The following is a 15570-nucleotide window of genomic DNA, read 5'->3' as shown; positions in this document are numbered from 1 at the left end:
GGCGGGGTTCAGCGGCGGGCGGTCAGCCCATGTGGGGGTACGTGTAGTCCGTGGGCGGGACCAGCGTCTCCTTGATGGAGCGGGTCGAGGTCCAGCGCAGCAGGTTGGACGCCGCGCCCGCCTTGTCGTTCGTACCCGAGGCACGGCCGCCGCCGAAGGGCTGCTGGCCGACGACGGCGCCGGTCGACTTGTCGTTGATGTAGAAGTTGCCCGCCGCGAAGCGGAGCTTGTCCATCGCGTCGGCCACCGCGTAGCGGTCCTGGGCGATGACGGCACCGGTCAGGGCGTACGCCGACACCGACTCCATCTGCTCCAGCATCGCGTCGAACTGCTCGTCCTCGTAGACGTGGACGGCCAGGATCGGGCCGAAGTACTCGGTCGTGAAGACCTCGTTCTCCGGATCCGTGCACTCGATGACGGTCGGGCGGACGAAGTAGCCCTCCGAGTCGTCGTACGTGCCGCCCGCGACGATCGTGCAGGTCGGGTCGGCCTTGGCCCGGTCGATGGCGGCCTTGTTCTTGGCGAACGAGCGCTCGTCGATGACGGCGCCGATGAAGTTCGTCAGATCGCGGACGTCACCCATGGCGATGCCGTCGACCTCGGCCGCGAAGGCCTCCTTGAAGCCGTCGTTCCAGATCGACGCCGGGACGTAGGCGCGGGAGGAGGCCGAGCACTTCTGGCCCTGGAACTCGAACGAGCCGCGGGTCAGAGCCGTCTTGAGGATGTCGCGGTCCGCGGACGGGTGCGCGACGACGAAGTCCTTGCCGCCGGTCTCGCCGACCAGTCGCGGGTAGGACCGGTACTTCTCGATGTTGTTGCCGACCGTCTTCCACAGGTACTGGAAGGTCTTGGTCGAGCCGGTGAAGTGGATGCCCGCCAGCTCGGGGTGGTTCAGGGCCACCTCGGAGACGGCGATGCCGTCGCCCGTCACCAGGTTGATGACGCCCTTGGGCAGCCCGGCCGCCTCCAGGAGCTCCATCAGCAGCACCGCGGAGTGCGTCTGCGTCGGGGACGGCTTCCACACGACGACGTTGCCCATCAGGGCCGGGGCGGTCGGCAGGTTGCCGGCGATGGCCGTGAAGTTGAACGGGGTGATCGCGTAGACGAAGCCTTCGAGCGGGCGGTGGTCACTGCGGTTCCACACGCCGGCGCTGTTGGCGGCCGGCTGCTCGGCGAGGATCTGGCGGGCGAAATGGACGTTGAAGCGCCAGAAGTCGACGAGCTCGCAGGGGGTGTCGATCTCGGCCTGCTGGGCGGTCTTCGACTGGCCGAGCATGGTGGACGCGGCCAGCTTCTCGCGCCAGGGGCCGGCCAGCAGGTCCGCGGCGCGCAGGATGATCGCGGCGCGGTCGTCGAAGGACATCGCGCGCCAGGCGGGGGCGGCGGCCAGGGCGGCGTCGACGGCCTCCTGGGCGTCGGCCTCGGTGGCGTTGGCGTAGCTGCCGAGCACCGACTTGTGGTCGTGCGGCTGCACGACGTCGAAGCGCTCGCCGCCGCCCATCCGCTTGACGCCGTTGATCGTCATCGGGAGGTCGATCGGGTTCTCGGACAGCTGCTTGAGCTGGATTTCGAGACGTGCGCGCTCCGGGCTGCCGGGGGCGTACGAGTGGACCGGCTCGTTGACCGGCGCGGGGACCTGGGTCACAGCATCCATGGGGCTGGTAACTCCTTGAGCTAGTTTCTGGACCTAGTTCTTGGTGATCATCGAGCGGAGGAAGAAGAGGAGGTTGGCCGGCTTCTCCGCCAGGCGGCGCATGAAGTAGCCGTACCAGTCCGTCCCGTAGGCGGTGTAGACGCGCATCCGGTGGCCCTCGGCGGCCAGCCGCAGGTGCTCCTCGCCGCGGATGCCGTACAGCATCTGGAATTCGTACTCGTCCAGTTTGCGCCCCGCCGCCCGCGCGAGCTCCTGTGCGATGGCGATCAGCCGCGGGTCGTGGGACCCGATCATCGGGTACCCCTCGCCCTCCATCAGGGTCTTCATGATCCGGACGTACGCCTTGTCGATCTCGGCCTTGTCCTGGTACGCGACCTCGGCGGGCTCCTTGTAGGCGCCCTTCACGATCCGCACGCGGCTGCCGGCGGCGGCCAGCCGGCGGGCGTCGGCCTCGGTGCGGAAGAGGTACGCCTGGATCACGCAGCCGGTCTGCGGGAAGTCCCGGCGCAGCTCCTCGTGGATGGCGAACATCGAATCGAGGGTGGTGTGGTCCTCGGCGTCCAGGGTGACCGTGGTGCCGATGGCGGCCGCGGCCTCGACGACGGGGCGGACGTTGGCGAGTGCCAGCTCGTGGCCGTTCTCCAGCGCCTGGCCGAACATGGACAGCTTGACCGACATCTCGGCCTTCTCGCCCAGGCCCAGGGCGCCGAGCCGCTCGATCAGCTCCAGGTAGGCGTCCCGCGCGGCGTGGGACTGCGCCACGGTGGTGATGTCCTCGCCGACGACGTCGAGGGTGACCTCCAGGCCCTTGCGCGTGAGGTCCTCGACGATCGGGATGACCTGGTCGACCGTCTCACCGGGGATGAACCGGTTCACCACGGGCTTGGTCACGGGGGCGGCGGAAACGATTCGGCGCATCTTGTCGCTGCGCGACGCGGCGAGGATCGCGGGACCCAGCACGGGGCACCTCCAACGGGTGGCAGAAGCGGACATACGATCCGTCGCCGGATGGGCGGAGGACGTAAGAAAAACGCAAGTAAAACCACCGTGAAACCTAAGGATCTCCACGATCCTCTGCTATCGACAGCTGTCACGCATCCGTGGCAGCTATCTCATACACATGTCTGAGGGCTGGTTCCGAGGGTGGGAGAATGTCCGGGTGAAGGGCGATTACCAGGACCTGGTGGACGAGATCTCGGCGCTGCTCGGCGCCCCGGCGACGCTGGAGAACCGGGACTTCCGCCTCATCGCCTTCGGCGCGCACGACAGCGACGACGACCTCGCCATGGACCCGGTACGGACCCGGTCGATCCTCACCCGGCAGTCGACGGCGGCCGTCCGCGCCTGGTTCGAGGCCTTCGGCATCGCCCGCGCCACCGGACCGGTGCGGATCCCCGCCGCGCCGGACGCCGGGGTGTTCCGGGGCCGGATCTGCCTCCCGGTGCGCTACCGGGGCGTCGTGCAGGGCTACGTGTGGCTCCTCGATCCGGAACCCGGGTCCGGCGCGGGACCCGGCCCGCAGGCGCTGGCCTCGGCCATGGAGGTCGCCGAGCGGATCGGGGTCCTGCTGGCGCAGGAGGCCAGGGCGGGGGCGGACCTGTCGCGGGAGTTCCGCACGGCGCTCACCGCGGGGCGGGGGTGGGAGCGGGACATGGCGGAGGCCGCGCTGCGCTCCGCCCTGGGATCGGACGGTGACGGCCTGCACGCCGTGGTCTGCCTGACCCCCTGGGCCGGGGAGGCGCCGGGCTCGGTGCCGGGGGCGGCGGCGGTGTGCGTGGCGCCCTGCCCGGGGCCGGCCGGGGGGCCCGCGCAGGGCCTGGCGCTGCTGGTCAGGCTCCGCTCGGCGGACATCCTGACCCCGGCCGAGACAGTGGCGGCCCGGCTGCTGCCCCGGGACGCCGCCCGGGCGGCGTCCCGGCAGCCGGACCCGCACGCCGGTCCCGCGTCGGCGGCCGGGGCGGTCACAGCCGGTGCGGTCACGGCCGGTGCGGTCACGGCCGGGATCGCGGAGCCGCGGCGCGGGCCCGCGGGGCTCGCGGACGCCTGGTCGCAGGCCTGGGCGGCGGCCCGGGCGGCGACCGCCCAGCCCCGGCTCGGAGCGGTGGCCCGGTGGTCGACGATCGGCCCGTACCGGATGCTGGCCGCACTGGCGACGGCCCCCGTGGCCGACCCGGCGACCCGGACCCTGCTCGGCCCGGCGCACCGGGAACTCGCCCGTACCGCCGAGGTGTTCCTGGATTGCGCGGGCCAGGCGGGCCGGGCGGCGGCGGCCCTCGGGATCCACCGCCAGACCCTGTACTACCGGCTGGGCCGGGTGGAGCAGCTGACCGGGCTGGACCTGGACGAGGGCGAGGACCGGCTGCTGCTGCACATGGCCCTCAAGACGGCCCGCCTGACCTGACTCTAGGATCCGCGAATGGATGCGCAATTCCGGGAGTAATTGCGCAATGACTCCGGACCGTAACCACCGATATTGACCTCTTGTGATCTTTCGGGGCGGGCGTAAAGACCGTTCCGTACGGTCCAACGCATGACGGTACGAGGCAAGGCCAAGAGCCGTGGTACGCAAAGAGCGCCTATGGCGTGGATCCGTTACGAGGACGCCTCGGTACCCGAAGTTCCTCTTGCTGGGCTGCGGTTGGCCGACTTCACTGAGTCGAAGCCGTGGCGGCGGGTCCGGTCGGTACACGGGCAGGCCCACTACTCGGTCAGTTACGCGTCGGCGACGACTGGCGGGCACGTAGTTTACGAAAGCCGTCTGGAGCTGGCCCGCCTGCTGCTCGCGGACTTCGATCCGACTGTATGCGGGATCTTCGCCCAGCCTTGCCGACTGGCGGCCCAGATCAGTGGCAACGTACGCAGCCATGTGCCCGATTTCTTGCTGGTGATGAGGTCGGGCACGGTGCGGGTGGTCAACGTCAAGCCAGCGGACCGCCTCCAGGATCCGAAGATCGCGGAGGCTCTCGCCTGGCCAGGTGAGCTGATCGAGCGCCACGGCTGGGGATACGAGATCTGGTCCGGGACGTGTAGGGTCCGCGTTTCGATGCGCACTGTCTGCGCTCGATGCGCAGTGAATGCGCAAATCCGGGCTTCGGTGCGCAATAACTCCGGACCGTAACTCTGAGCGAGAGGCTGCGGCGATGCTGGGCGGCCTGGAGGAGGACGAGAACGACGCGCTGACGGTGAAGTTCCGCCACGTCCAGGAAGTTCGAACCGGTTATCAGCTCGGCTGGTCAGAACTGGCCTTGGAGGGCGAGCCCGATTACGCGCCGGGGATGCCCGCCCGCGCGGCATCGTCCGTGGCGTCGTCCTCGGCGTCGCCCACACGGGCCTGCACCCGGCGTCTGATGCCGAGGGGGCTCACCTGCTTCTTTCGGCGTGCGCGATCGGGTCGGAGCTGGTCTGCTGGTTCCGGGGGCGTCGTGCCAGTACCCGGGAGAGATCCAGATGAGCACCTATCGAGCCGCGCAGGTCGCCGCCGCCGGCGGTCCGTTCGAGATCGTCGAGCGTGAGGTGCTGCAGCCGGGCCCCGGCCACGTACGGGTAGCCGTGGACGCCTGCGGGATCTGCCACAGCGACGCCTATTTCGTGAACGCCGGGTTGCCGGGCGTACGGTTTCCGCTGGTCCCCGGGCATGAGATCGCCGGGCGCATCGAGGAGCTTGGGGAGGGGACGCAAAGCGGCTGGCAGGTGGGCGACCGGGTGGCGGTGGGCTGGTTCGGTGGCAGCTGCGGCCATTGCACGCCCTGCAGACAGGGCGACTTCATCGTGTGCGAGAACCTGAAGGTCCCCGGATGGGCGTACGACGGGGGTTACGCCGATGCGGTGATCGCGCCGGCAGACGCCCTGGCCCGGATCCCCGACGCGCTGGCGGCGACCGATGCGGCGCCCATGGCCTGCGCGGGCGTGACCACGTACAACGGGCTGCGGCGCAGCTCCGCCCGACCGGGCGACCTGGTCGCCGTACTCGGCATCGGCGGCCTCGGCCACCTGGGGGTCCAGTACGCAGCGGCGATGGGCTTCGAGACCGTGGCCATCGCCCGAGGAGCCACCAAGGCCGACTTCGCCAAGCAGCTCGGCGCGCACCACTACATCGACAGCACGGCGGACACCCCCGTCGCAGGCGCGCTGCAATCCCTCGGCGGCGCCAAGGTCGTCCTGGCCACCGCCGCCAACTCCGACGCCATCACGGCAACCGTGGAAGGGCTCGCCCCCCGCGGCGAGCTGGTGGTCATCGGCGCGAGCCCCGAACCGCTGGGAATCAGCCCGATCCAGCTGATCATGAGCGGCAAGATCGTCCGGGGCCACCCGTCCGGCACCGCGCAGGACGTGCAGGACACCCTGGCGTTCAGCGCCCTGCACGGGATCCGCCCGACGGTCGAGGTCGTGCCGCTGGAGCAGACCGATGAGGCGTACCAAAAGATGCTCTCCGGCGCCGCCCGCTTCCGGATGGTGCTCACCACCCGCTGACGCACTCGGCCCTCGGCTGTTCACCGCGGAGTCGTGTGGCCCGGAGCACCCGGCCCGTCTCACGTGTTCAAAGCGTCGGCCGAGTGGATGCGCCTGTGTGCGTACACCTACGCGGGGTTCGGCCGCGACGTCGGTCGGCCGTTTCCCCTCGGCGAACGCGCGTACCAGGTCGTGATCGGGGTACAGCGCGTAGGCCGGGTCCGTGCGGGGCGCGTCACGGGTCGTTGCCATTGCGCCGATGCCCACACGGCCGGGGTCCTGCGGCCTTCAGCCGACCCGCCAGCGACCAGGCCAAGCGACGGCGCTGCCTGCGCAGCGCGACCAACAGAACCCTTAAGGTCCCTCCGATTGCTCACGACGAGCCGACAGGACGAGTGCGCACCGAGCCGGATTGCACGTTTCCGCAGGAACCAGTGCTTACCGAATCGCGGACCCTACAGGACGGATCGGGTGCTGCTGGAGAACGTACGGTTCCTGGCCGCCTATCGGAGACCTGGCATCGTGCCCGGGGCTGAGGTCGAGCGAGCCTGGCAGTACATCGTGGACGGCGACCCGATGGCCATCGCCGAGCGGCGGCTCGCTGCAGGCCGTCCCGTCCACGAGGCTCGGCCGGCGTTGATGGCACTGCTCTGGTCTGGGCGGCTGACCACGGACCTCACCCGGCCGTTATCGGGAGATTCGGTGCTGCGGAGGTGCGCGTGAGCGCGTGGACGACGGCGCTGCGGCCAGGGCTCCCGATCAGTTTTCGACGGCGACCAGGTTGATGCCGATCTTGACGCTGATCAGGTCCGCCGGGGTGTCCCGCATGGCCCGGGCCGTGAACGGGTCGAGCAGGGCGTTGCCGCCGAACCCGAGGTTGACCAGCTCCACCCCGCCCGCGCGGGCGGCGACGGCGGGCCACGTCCCCGTCGGGCCGGAGTCCCGCGAACCGTGGCTGATCGAGCTGCCGTGGTGCAGCCACACCCGGCGGCCGCGGTCGGCCGCCGCCGTGACGGGGGCGTCGGTGCGCAGCGCCACCAGCTCGGTGATCTCCGCCTGGGGCAGCCAGATCTCGACGTCCTTCTCCCCGACGGCCAGGCCGGTGAACCGGACGGTGGCGACCGGGCCGGGCTCGGTCACCGCGGACCCGTCCGTCATGTCGACGGTGTGCACGTTGCCGCCGGCGGCCACGGCCCGGGCCGTCACCACACCGTCGACGACCAGCTCGTACAGGCCGTCCGGCGGCGTCGGGGCGCCCCGGTAGACCACCTTCGTGGGCAGGACGTCCAGTTCGACGGCGGTGGCGCGGGTGCGGAAGGCGAACCGGACGCCGGACGGCTGGGACTCGACCATCGCGAGGTAGGGGTCGGGGCACTGCCGTCGCGCCCGGCCGGGCAGCCGGTGCGGGAGCAGGCCGTGCGCGGTGCGTTCCAGTTCGAGCGCACCGCGCAGGATGTGGGGCCCGACAGGGGTGGTGGTCCAGTCCGTCACGTTGGCCTCCTTAGGGGGTGACCAGTGACGATAGGCACACGGCATGACCGGGTGCCGCGCGTTTTCCCCCGGGGCGCCCGGACCGTCCCTAGGCGTCGCTCTTCGGCTGTCCTCCCGACGCCCGGAAGATGCCCTCGGCCGCCATGCGCATGCCCTCGGTAAACTCCTCGGCGGTGGCCGCGGATTCGGGGTCGAAGAGCCACTGGATCATCAGGCCGTTCAGGAGGGCCTGGTAGAAGGACCCGAGCGTGCGCACGTCCCGGTCCGTCAGCTCCTCCTCGGGCCGGCCGGTCATCAGCGCGATCATGCCCTTGCGACCCTCCCCCTGCGAGGCGGCGAGGAGTTGACGCAGCTGGGGCAGCCGTTCGCCGCCCAGCGCGACCTCCATGCTCGCCGCCCACAGCGGGCCGGTCTGCTCGTGTCCGGCCACGACGCCCTCCCACACCGAGCGGAACCGTTCCAGCGAGCCGTCCTCGCCGACCCGGTCGGCCGTCCAGGTGTCGCCCCACTCCTGGATGAGCTCGATGTAGGCCTGGGTCAGCAGCGCGTCCTTGGAGCCGTAGTGGTAGCCGATGGAGGCCAGGTTGGTGCCCGACGCGTTGACGATGTCGCGCGCCGTGGTCCGCACGAAACCCTTCTCCATCAGGCACTTCTTGGCGCCCACGAGCAGATCTTCACGATGTCCCATGGCCGCAGCATAACAAGACAGCTGTCCTACACGTACGTCTCTGACGAATGTTCAACACGGCCGTACTAGACAAGCGTTTATGACGTCTGTACATTGCTCCTCATGACGAACCCCGCTGCTACAGCACGCCTCGCCGGCCGCCGTGAATGGATCGCCTTCACCGTCCTCGTGCTGCCCCTGCTCCTGGTCTCGATGGACGTCTCCGTCCTCTACTTCGCCATCCCCGCCATCACCCGGCAGCTGGACCCGAGCGCGACCCAGCAGCTGTGGATCTTCGACAGCTACGCCTTCGCCCTCTCCGGACTGCTCATCACCATGGGTTCGCTGGGCGACCGGATCGGCCGCCGCAAGCTGCTGCTGATGGGCGCGACGGCCTTCGGCCTCGCCTCCGTCGGCGCCGCCTACGCCACCAGCCCCGAGATGCTCATCGCCGCCCGCGTACTGCTCGGCATCGGCGGCGCGACCCTGATGCCGTCCACGCTGGCGCTCGTCCGCAACCTCTTCCAGGACGCCAAGCAGCGCGGCCAGGCCATCGCGATCTGGTCCGGCGCCATGACCGGCGGCATCGCCCTCGGGTCCGTCATGAGCGGCCTGATGCTGAACCACTTCTGGTGGGGCTCCGTCTTCCTGATCAACGTCCCCGCGATGCTGCTCCTGCTGCTCCTGGTCCCCGTACTGGTCCCGGAGTTCAAGGACCCGGCCCCCGGCCGCTTCGACCTGCTGAGCGTCCCGCTGTCGATGGCCGCCGTCCTGCCGCTGGTCTACGGCCTCAAGGAGATCGCCGCCGAGGGCTTCGAACCGCTCTACCTCGGCTGCTTGGCCGTCGGCCTGGTCTTCGGCTACGTCTTCCTCCGCCGCCAGCGCACCCGGCAGGACGCCATGATCAGCCGGGCGCTGTTCCAGGGCCGCGGCTTCGGGGCCGGCATCGGCCTCAACACCATCGCAGCCTTCGCCATGATGGGTTCGGCCTACTTCACCACCCAGTACCTCCAGTCCGTCCTGGGCATGGGCACCCTCGAAGCGGCCCTGTGGAGCCTCGCCCCCTCGCTGGCCATCGGCGCCGCCGCCCCCGTCGGTGCGGCCGTCGCCCAGAAGACCGACCGGGCGTACGTCATCGCCGGCGGGTTCGCCCTCGCCGCCGCCGGTTTCGCCCTGATGGGGCTGGTCGGCACCGACTCGCTGTGGCTGCTGCTGGTCGGGGCGGGCGTCCTCGCCTCCGGCATCGTGACGGTGATGTCCCTCGTCTCCGACATGGCGCTGGGCTCGGCGCCCGCCGAGAAGGCCGGGTCCGCCGCCTCCCTGCTGGAGACGGGCCAGGAGTTCGGCGGGGCCCTCGGAATGGCGCTCCTCGGCAGCCTCGGCACCGCCGTCTACCGCGGTGACCTGGCCGGTGCGGACCCCGCCGTACGGGAGACCCTGGGCGGCGCGGTCGCGGTGGCCCAGCGGCTCGGCGGGGAGGCGGGCGGGCAGGTCCTGACGCTGGCCCGGGAGGCCTTCGTGCACGGGATGCGGTACGCGGCCTGGGGCGGCACGGCGCTGCTGCTCGCGGCGGCGGTGCTCGCGGTGGTCTCGATGCGGGGCATCGGAGCTCCCGCCCCGGCCGCGGCGGAGGGGGCCGAGGCTCCCGGAGCCCTCGTGCACTGAGCCTCGTACGACCGGAAAAAGCGGAAGGGCCCGGGGATTCCCCGGGCCCTTCCGCCGTGCTGTTGTTCAAGCGGCAGCGGCGATCAGGTGAGGCTGACCGTCCGCGCCGAGACCGCGCCGATCTCGGCGGCGATGTCCGCCAGGACGTTGACCGGGACCTCGGCGTCGACCGTGAGGACGCCGAGCGCCTCGCCGCCCACCTCGGCGCGGGCGACCTGCATGCCCGCGATGTTCAGGCCGGCCTCGCCGAGGATGCGGCCGACGGTGCCGACGACGCCCGGGCGGTCGGCGTAGCGCAGGACGATCATCTGGTCGGCGAGCGCGAGGTCGAGGTCGTACTCGCCGATGCCGACGATCTTCTGGAGGTGCTTGGGGCCCGCGAGCGTGCCGGAGACCGAGACCTCCTGACCGTCCGACAGGGTGCCGCGCACGGTCACCACGTTGCGGTGGTCCGGGGACTCCGAGCTGGTGGTCAGCCGGACCTCGACACCGCGTTCCTGCGCGAACAGCGGCGCGTTGACGTATGAGACCGTCTCGTCGACGACGTCCTCGAACACGCCCTTGAGGGCGGAGAGTTCCAGCACCTTGACGTCGTGCTGGGTGATCTCGCCGCAGACCTCGACGTCGAGGCGGACCGCGACCTCGCCCGCGAGGGCGGTGAAGATGCGGCCGAGCTTCTCGGCGAGCGGCAGGCCGGGACGCACGTCCTCGGCGATGACCCCGCCCTGGACGTTGACCGCGTCGGGCACGAGCTCACCGGCGAGGGCGAGGCGCACCGACTTGGCGACCGAGACACCGGCCTTCTCCTGGGCCTCGTCCGTGGACGCGCCGAGGTGCGGGGTGCAGACGACCTGGTCGAGCTCGAACAGCGGGGAATCCGTGCAGGGTTCCTTCGCGTACACGTCGAGGCCGGCGCCGGCGACCCGGCCTTCCTTGATCGCCGAGTACAGCGCGGCCTCGTCGACGATCCCGCCGCGCGCGGCGTTGACGATCCGGACGGACGGCTTCACCTTGTGCAGGGCCTCGTTCCCGATGAGACCGAGGGTCTCGGGGGTCTTGGGCAGGTGCACGGTGATGAAGTCGGCGACCTCCAGCAGCTCGTCCAGGGTCAGCATCTTGACGCCCATCTGGGCGGCGCGCGCGGGCTGTACGTAGGGGTCGTACGCGACGACCTTCATGCCGAAGGCCGACATGCGCTGGGCGACGAGGACGCCGATGCGGCCGAGGCCGACGACACCGAGGGTCTTCTCGCTCAGCTCGACGCCGGTGTACTTGTTCCGCTTCCACTCGCCGTTCTTGAGCGCGGCGTTGGCCTGCGGGATGTTGCGGGCGGTGGCGACGAGCAGGCCGCAGGCCAGCTCGGCGGCGGTGACGATGTTGGAGGTCGGGGCGTTGACGACCATCACGCCGGCCTTGGTGGCGGCGGAGACGTCGACGTTGTCGAGGCCGACACCGGCGCGGGCGACGACCTTGAGCTTCTTGGCGGCGGCGATCGCCTCGGCGTCGACCTTGGTGGCCGAGCGGACCAGGATCGCGTCGACGTCGACGATCGCGGGCAGCAGCTCCGCGCGGTCGGCTCCGTTGACGTGCCGGATCTCGAAGTCCGGGCCGAGCGCGTCCACGGTGGCGGGCGACAGCTCTTCGGCGATGAGTACGACAGGTTTCGAGCTCACGTGGGTCCTCACAAGTCCAGTGCGGACGGCCGTCCCGACGGCCGCAGGCGTGGAGGGGGTAGCCGCGTGGAAGACGCACGACACTGTGGGCCTGACGCGTTGTGTTGAGCAGTGTAGTAGCGGTTCCGGGCCGGAACTCCGCCTGTGCGGAAGGATCACCCGTCCGTGATTGGCCGGGGTGGACAATCGGCGGTTCCGGAGGGTGCCGATCCGGCCGGATCGGACCCGGCCGGTGGTGTGCGGCGGGGCCGGGACACGGCCCCGGCCCCGCCGCTGCCCGAGATCAGCTCTCGTCGTTGTCGACCCAGCTCATCAGCTTGCGCAGCTTCTTGCCGGTGGTCTCCAGCAGGTGCGCCTCGTCGGCCTTCTTGTACTCGTTGTACTTCGGCAGACCGGCCTTGTACTCGGCCATCCAGGTGTTGGCGAACTCGCCGCTCTGGATCTCCGCGAGGACCTTCTTCATCTCGGCCTTGGTGGCGTCGGTGATGATGCGGGGGCCGGTGATGTAGTCGCCCCACTCGGCGGTCTCGGAGACCGACCAGCGCATCTTCTCCAGGCCGCCCTCGTACATGAGGTCCACGATGAGCTTCAGCTCGTGCAGGCACTCGAAGTACGCGATCTCCGGCTGGTAGCCGGCCTCGGTCAGGGTCTCGAAACCGGCCTTGACCAGCGCGGACGCGCCACCGCAGAGGACGGCCTGCTCACCGAACAGGTCGGTCTCGGTCTCCTCGGTGAAGGTCGTCTTGATGACGCCGGCGCGGGTGCCGCCGATACCGGCCGCGTAGGAGAGCGCGAGCGCGAAGGCGTTGCCGGTGTAGTCCTGCTCGACGGCGGCGATGCAGGGCACGCCGCGGCCTTCCTCGTACTGGCGGCGGACCAGGTGGCCCGGGCCCTTCGGGGCGACGAGCGCGACGTCCACGTTGGCCGGGGGCTTGATGAAGCCGTAGCGGACGTTGAAACCGTGACCGAAGAAGAGCGCGTCGCCGTCCTTGAGGTGGTCCTTGACGGACTCCTCGTAGATCTCGGCCTGGAGCGGGTCCGGGGTCAGGATCATGATGACGTCGGCCCACTCGGCGGCCTCGGCGACGGGGAGGACCTTCAGGCCCTGCTCCTCGGCCTTGGCCTTGGACTTGGAGCCTTCCTTCAGACCGACCACGACAGGGACGCCGGAGTCACGCAGCGACAGCGCGTGGGCGTGGCCCTGGCTGCCGTAGCCGATGACCGCGACCTTGCGGCCCGCGATGATGGACAGGTCGGCGTCGTTCTCGTAGAACAGCTCGGCCACTGGGATATCTCCTTGGTGCGCAGGTGTTGCTCCCACCGTACGGCGGGGAACGGAATGTGAGTTTGTCGGTCTCGCCATGCGGGCGGCTTGCGTGTCGTCGCCGGGTCTCCGGCGAGTCCCGCGCAAGGCCGCTCCGCGGGGCGTTCGGTCAGGCGCTGCGGTCGAGGGCGCGCAGGCTGCGGTCGGTGATGGACCGACCGCCACGCCCTATGGCGATCGTGCCGGACTGCACCAGTTCCTTGATGCCGAAGGGCTCCAGCATCTTGAGCATGGCACCGAGCTTGTCGCTGCCGCCGGTGGCCTCGATGGTGACGGCCTCCGGGGAGACGTCGACCGTCTTGGCGCGGAACAGCTGGACGATCTCGACGATCTGGGAGCGGGTCTCGTTGTCGGCGCGGACCTTCACCAGAACGAGTTCGCGCTCGATGGCGTTGTGCGGCTCCAGCTCGACGATCTTGAGCACGTTGACCAGCTTGTTCAGCTGCTTGGTCACCTGCTCCAGCGGGAGGTCCTCGACGTTCACGACGATGGTGATGCGGGAGATGTCGGGGTGCTCGGTGACGCCGACCGCGAGGGAGTCGATGTTGAACCCGCGGCGGGAGAACAGCGCGGCGATCCGGGCGAGGATGCCGGGCGTGTTCTCGACCAGGACGGAGAGCGTGTGCTTGGACATGTGAGGCGTTCTCTCTCTCAGGCTCTCTCGGCTCAGTCGTCTTCGTTGTCGCCGAAGTCGGGACGGACGCCCCGGGCTGCCATGACCTCGTCGTTCGAGGTGCCGGCGGCGACCATCGGCCACACCATGGCGTCCTCGTGGACGATGAAGTCGACGACCACCGTACGGTCGTTGATCGCGTTGGCCTCGGCGATGACGCGGTCCAGGTCGGCCGGGTCCTCGCAGCGCAGGGCGACGCAGCCCATGGCCTCGGACAGCTTGACGAAGTCCGGGACGCGGGTGCCCTTGCGGGGGGCGACGGACTCGCCGAGCTGGGAGCCGACGGTGTCGTGGCCGGTCTCGTCCGCGTGCAGGACGGTGTTGGAGTACCGCTGGTTGTAGAACAGGGTCTGCCACTGGCGGACCATGCCCAGCGCGCCGTTGTTGATGATCGCGACCTTGATCGGGATGTTGTTCAGCGCGCAGGTGACCAGTTCCTGGTTGGTCATCTGGAAGCAGCCGTCGCCGTCGATCGCCCAGACGGTGCGCTCGGGCATGCCGACCTTGGCGCCCATGGCGGCCGGGACCGCGTAGCCCATGGTTCCGGCGCCGCCGGAGTTCAGCCAGGTCCGGGGCTCCTCGTAGTTGACGAAGTGCGAGGCCCACATCTGGTGCTGGCCGACGCCGGCCGCGTAGATCGTGTGCTCGGGGGCGAGTTCGCCGATGCGCTGGATGACCTGCTGCGGCGAGAGCATGCCGTCCTGCGGCAGGTCGTAGCCCAGCGGGTACGTCTCGCGCCAGCGGTTGAGGTCCTTCCACCAGGCGCTGTAGTCGCCGGCGTTGCCCTCGGTGTGCTCGGCCTGGACCGCCTGGATCAGGTCGGCGATGACCTCGCGGGCGTCGCCGACGATCGGGACGTCCACCTCGCGGTTCTTGCCGATCTCCGCGGGGTCGATGTCCGCGTGGATGACCTTGGCGAAGGGGGCGAAGCTGTCCAGCTTGCCGGTGACGCGGTCGTCGAAGCGGGTGCCGAGCGCGATCAGCAGGTCCGACTTCTGCAGTGCCGTGACGCCGGTGACCGAGCCGTGCATGCCGGGCATGCCGACGTGCAGGGGGTGGCTGTCGGGGAACGAGCCGAGCGCCATCAGCGTGGTGGCGACCGGGGCGCCGGTCAGCTCGGCGAGGACCTTCAGCTCGGCGGTCGCGCCGGACTTCATGATGCCGCCGCCGACGTACAGGACCGGGCGCTTGGCCTGGCAGATCAGCTTGGCGGCCTCGCGGATCTGCTTGGCGTGCGGCTTGGTGACCGGCCGGTAGCCGGGGAGGTCGTGGGTGGGCGGCCAGGAGAAGGTCGTCTTCGCCTGCAGCGCGTCCTTGGCGATGTCGACCAGGACCGGGCCCGGACGGCCGGTGGAGGCGATGTGGAAGGCCTCGGAGATCGTCCGCGGGATGTCCTCGGCCTTGGTGACCAGGAAGTTGTGCTTGGTGATCGGCATGGTGATGCCGACGATGTCCGCCTCCTGGAAGGCGTCGGTGCCGATCGCCTTGGAGGAGACCTGGCCGGTGATCGCGACGAGCGGGACGGAGTCCATGTGGGCGTCGGCGATCGGGGTGACCAGGTTGGTGGCGCCGGGGCCGGAGGTGGCCATGCAGACGCCGACCTTGCCGGTCGCCTGGGCGTAGCCGGTGGCGGCGTGGCCGGCCCCCTGCTCGTGGCGGACCAGGATGTGACGGACCTTCTTGCTGTCCATCATCGGGTCGTAGGCGGGGAGGATGGCGCCGCCCGGGATGCCGAAGACGGTGTCGCACCCCACCTCTTCGAGAGAGCGGATGAGGGACTGCGCACCCGTGACGTGCTCAACTGCGGCGGACTGCTGTCCACCCGTACGGGGCCGCGGCTGCGGATGGTGGGCCCCGGTGGCCTGGTCGGTCATCGGCATTCTCTTCTCGAAGCTGAGGGTTTAACGAGGAGCGGGGATCCCCCGGACCGTGGCCGGGGGCGTGTGCCAGTGCAACAAAAAACCCCTCGTGCCG

At 70.0% G+C, this 15570-nt stretch carries 11 protein-coding genes and 1 pseudogene; 4 read left to right on the top strand and 8 right to left on the bottom strand.

Going from position 1 to position 15570, the window contains the following annotated elements:
- Positions 1 to 22: 22 nt before the first annotated feature.
- Positions 23 to 1654: an L-glutamate gamma-semialdehyde dehydrogenase gene (gene pruA, locus ACZ4M3_RS30390; protein WP_467738054.1), complete on the bottom strand. Its 1632-nt coding sequence runs from the start codon at positions 1652 to 1654 to the stop codon at positions 23 to 25.
- Between the two features lie 33 nt (positions 1655 to 1687).
- Entirely contained in the window at positions 1688 to 2614 is a 927-nt protein-coding gene (locus tag ACZ4M3_RS30385; RefSeq protein ID WP_467738052.1) for a proline dehydrogenase family protein, read from the bottom strand.
- Between the two features lie 199 nt (positions 2615 to 2813).
- Between ACZ4M3_RS30385 and ACZ4M3_RS30380 the strand changes: the two genes are divergently transcribed.
- From ACZ4M3_RS30380 to ACZ4M3_RS30370, 3 genes are all read left to right on the top strand, one after another.
- Complete coding sequence (locus tag ACZ4M3_RS30380) at positions 2814 to 4055, top strand: PucR family transcriptional regulator (RefSeq protein WP_467738050.1); 1242 nt, start codon at positions 2814 to 2816, stop codon at positions 4053 to 4055.
- A gap of 177 nt (positions 4056 to 4232) precedes the next feature.
- Positions 4233 to 4772: a TnsA-like heteromeric transposase endonuclease subunit gene (locus ACZ4M3_RS30375; RefSeq protein ID WP_467738048.1), complete on the top strand. Its 540-nt coding sequence runs from the start codon at positions 4233 to 4235 to the stop codon at positions 4770 to 4772.
- 329 nt (positions 4773 to 5101) lie between these two features.
- Positions 5102 to 6124, top strand: coding sequence for an alcohol dehydrogenase (locus ACZ4M3_RS30370; protein ID WP_467738046.1), 1023 nt, complete (start codon positions 5102 to 5104; stop codon positions 6122 to 6124).
- Between the two features lie 753 nt (positions 6125 to 6877).
- Here the strand turns inward: ACZ4M3_RS30370 and ACZ4M3_RS30365 are convergent.
- Together ACZ4M3_RS30365 and ACZ4M3_RS30360 are read right to left on the bottom strand one after the other, a co-directional pair.
- A pseudogene (locus ACZ4M3_RS30365) lies at positions 6878 to 7639 on the bottom strand (SGNH/GDSL hydrolase family protein); the annotation flags it as partial.
- Positions 7640 to 7682: 43 nt separating this feature from the next.
- On the bottom strand, positions 7683 to 8282 hold the full coding sequence (locus ACZ4M3_RS30360) for a TetR/AcrR family transcriptional regulator (RefSeq protein ID WP_467738044.1): 600 nt from the start codon (positions 8280 to 8282) through the stop codon (positions 7683 to 7685).
- A gap of 102 nt (positions 8283 to 8384) precedes the next feature.
- Here ACZ4M3_RS30360 and ACZ4M3_RS30355 point away from each other — a divergent pair, with 102 nt between their 5' ends.
- The gene (locus ACZ4M3_RS30355; RefSeq protein ID WP_467738042.1) at positions 8385 to 9926 is read left to right on the top strand and encodes an MFS transporter; all 1542 of its coding nucleotides are present in this window, start codon (positions 8385 to 8387) and stop codon (positions 9924 to 9926) included.
- Between the two features lie 83 nt (positions 9927 to 10009).
- Here ACZ4M3_RS30355 and serA read toward each other — a convergent pair whose 3' ends face one another.
- The 4 genes from serA to ACZ4M3_RS30335 form a co-directional block, all read right to left on the bottom strand.
- Entirely contained in the window at positions 10010 to 11599 is a 1590-nt protein-coding gene (gene serA, locus ACZ4M3_RS30350) for a phosphoglycerate dehydrogenase (protein ID WP_467738041.1), read from the bottom strand.
- Between the two features lie 283 nt (positions 11600 to 11882).
- The gene (ilvC, locus tag ACZ4M3_RS30345) at positions 11883 to 12884 is read right to left on the bottom strand and encodes a ketol-acid reductoisomerase (protein WP_136214557.1); all 1002 of its coding nucleotides are present in this window, start codon (positions 12882 to 12884) and stop codon (positions 11883 to 11885) included.
- A gap of 148 nt (positions 12885 to 13032) precedes the next feature.
- Entirely contained in the window at positions 13033 to 13557 is a 525-nt protein-coding gene (ilvN, locus tag ACZ4M3_RS30340) for an acetolactate synthase small subunit (protein ID WP_030027475.1), read from the bottom strand.
- Between the two features lie 32 nt (positions 13558 to 13589).
- Positions 13590 to 15476, bottom strand: a complete 1887-nt coding sequence (locus tag ACZ4M3_RS30335) for an acetolactate synthase large subunit (protein WP_467738038.1) — start codon at positions 15474 to 15476, stop codon at positions 13590 to 13592.
- Positions 15477 to 15570: the final 94 nt, after the last annotated feature.

The organism is Streptomyces sp. NPDC026522, from assembly GCF_055567555.1.
This window is presented reverse-complemented; position numbering and strand designations above follow the sequence as displayed.

Coding starts and splice junctions, on each gene's coding strand:
- pruA (WP_467738054.1), bottom strand. CDS start 1,654: ATGGATGCTGTGACCCAGGTCCCCGCGCCGGTCAACGAGCCGGTCCAC.
- ACZ4M3_RS30375 (WP_467738048.1), top strand. CDS start 4,233: ATGGCGTGGATCCGTTACGAGGACGCCTCGGTACCCGAAGTTCCTCTT.
- ACZ4M3_RS30370 (WP_467738046.1), top strand. CDS start 5,102: ATGAGCACCTATCGAGCCGCGCAGGTCGCCGCCGCCGGCGGTCCGTTC.
- ACZ4M3_RS30360 (WP_467738044.1), bottom strand. CDS start 8,282: ATGGGACATCGTGAAGATCTGCTCGTGGGCGCCAAGAAGTGCCTGATG.
- ACZ4M3_RS30355 (WP_467738042.1), top strand. CDS start 8,385: ATGACGAACCCCGCTGCTACAGCACGCCTCGCCGGCCGCCGTGAATGG.
- ilvN (WP_030027475.1), bottom strand. CDS start 13,557: ATGTCCAAGCACACGCTCTCCGTCCTGGTCGAGAACACGCCCGGCATC.
- ACZ4M3_RS30335 (WP_467738038.1), bottom strand. CDS start 15,476: ATGCCGATGACCGACCAGGCCACCGGGGCCCACCATCCGCAGCCGCGG.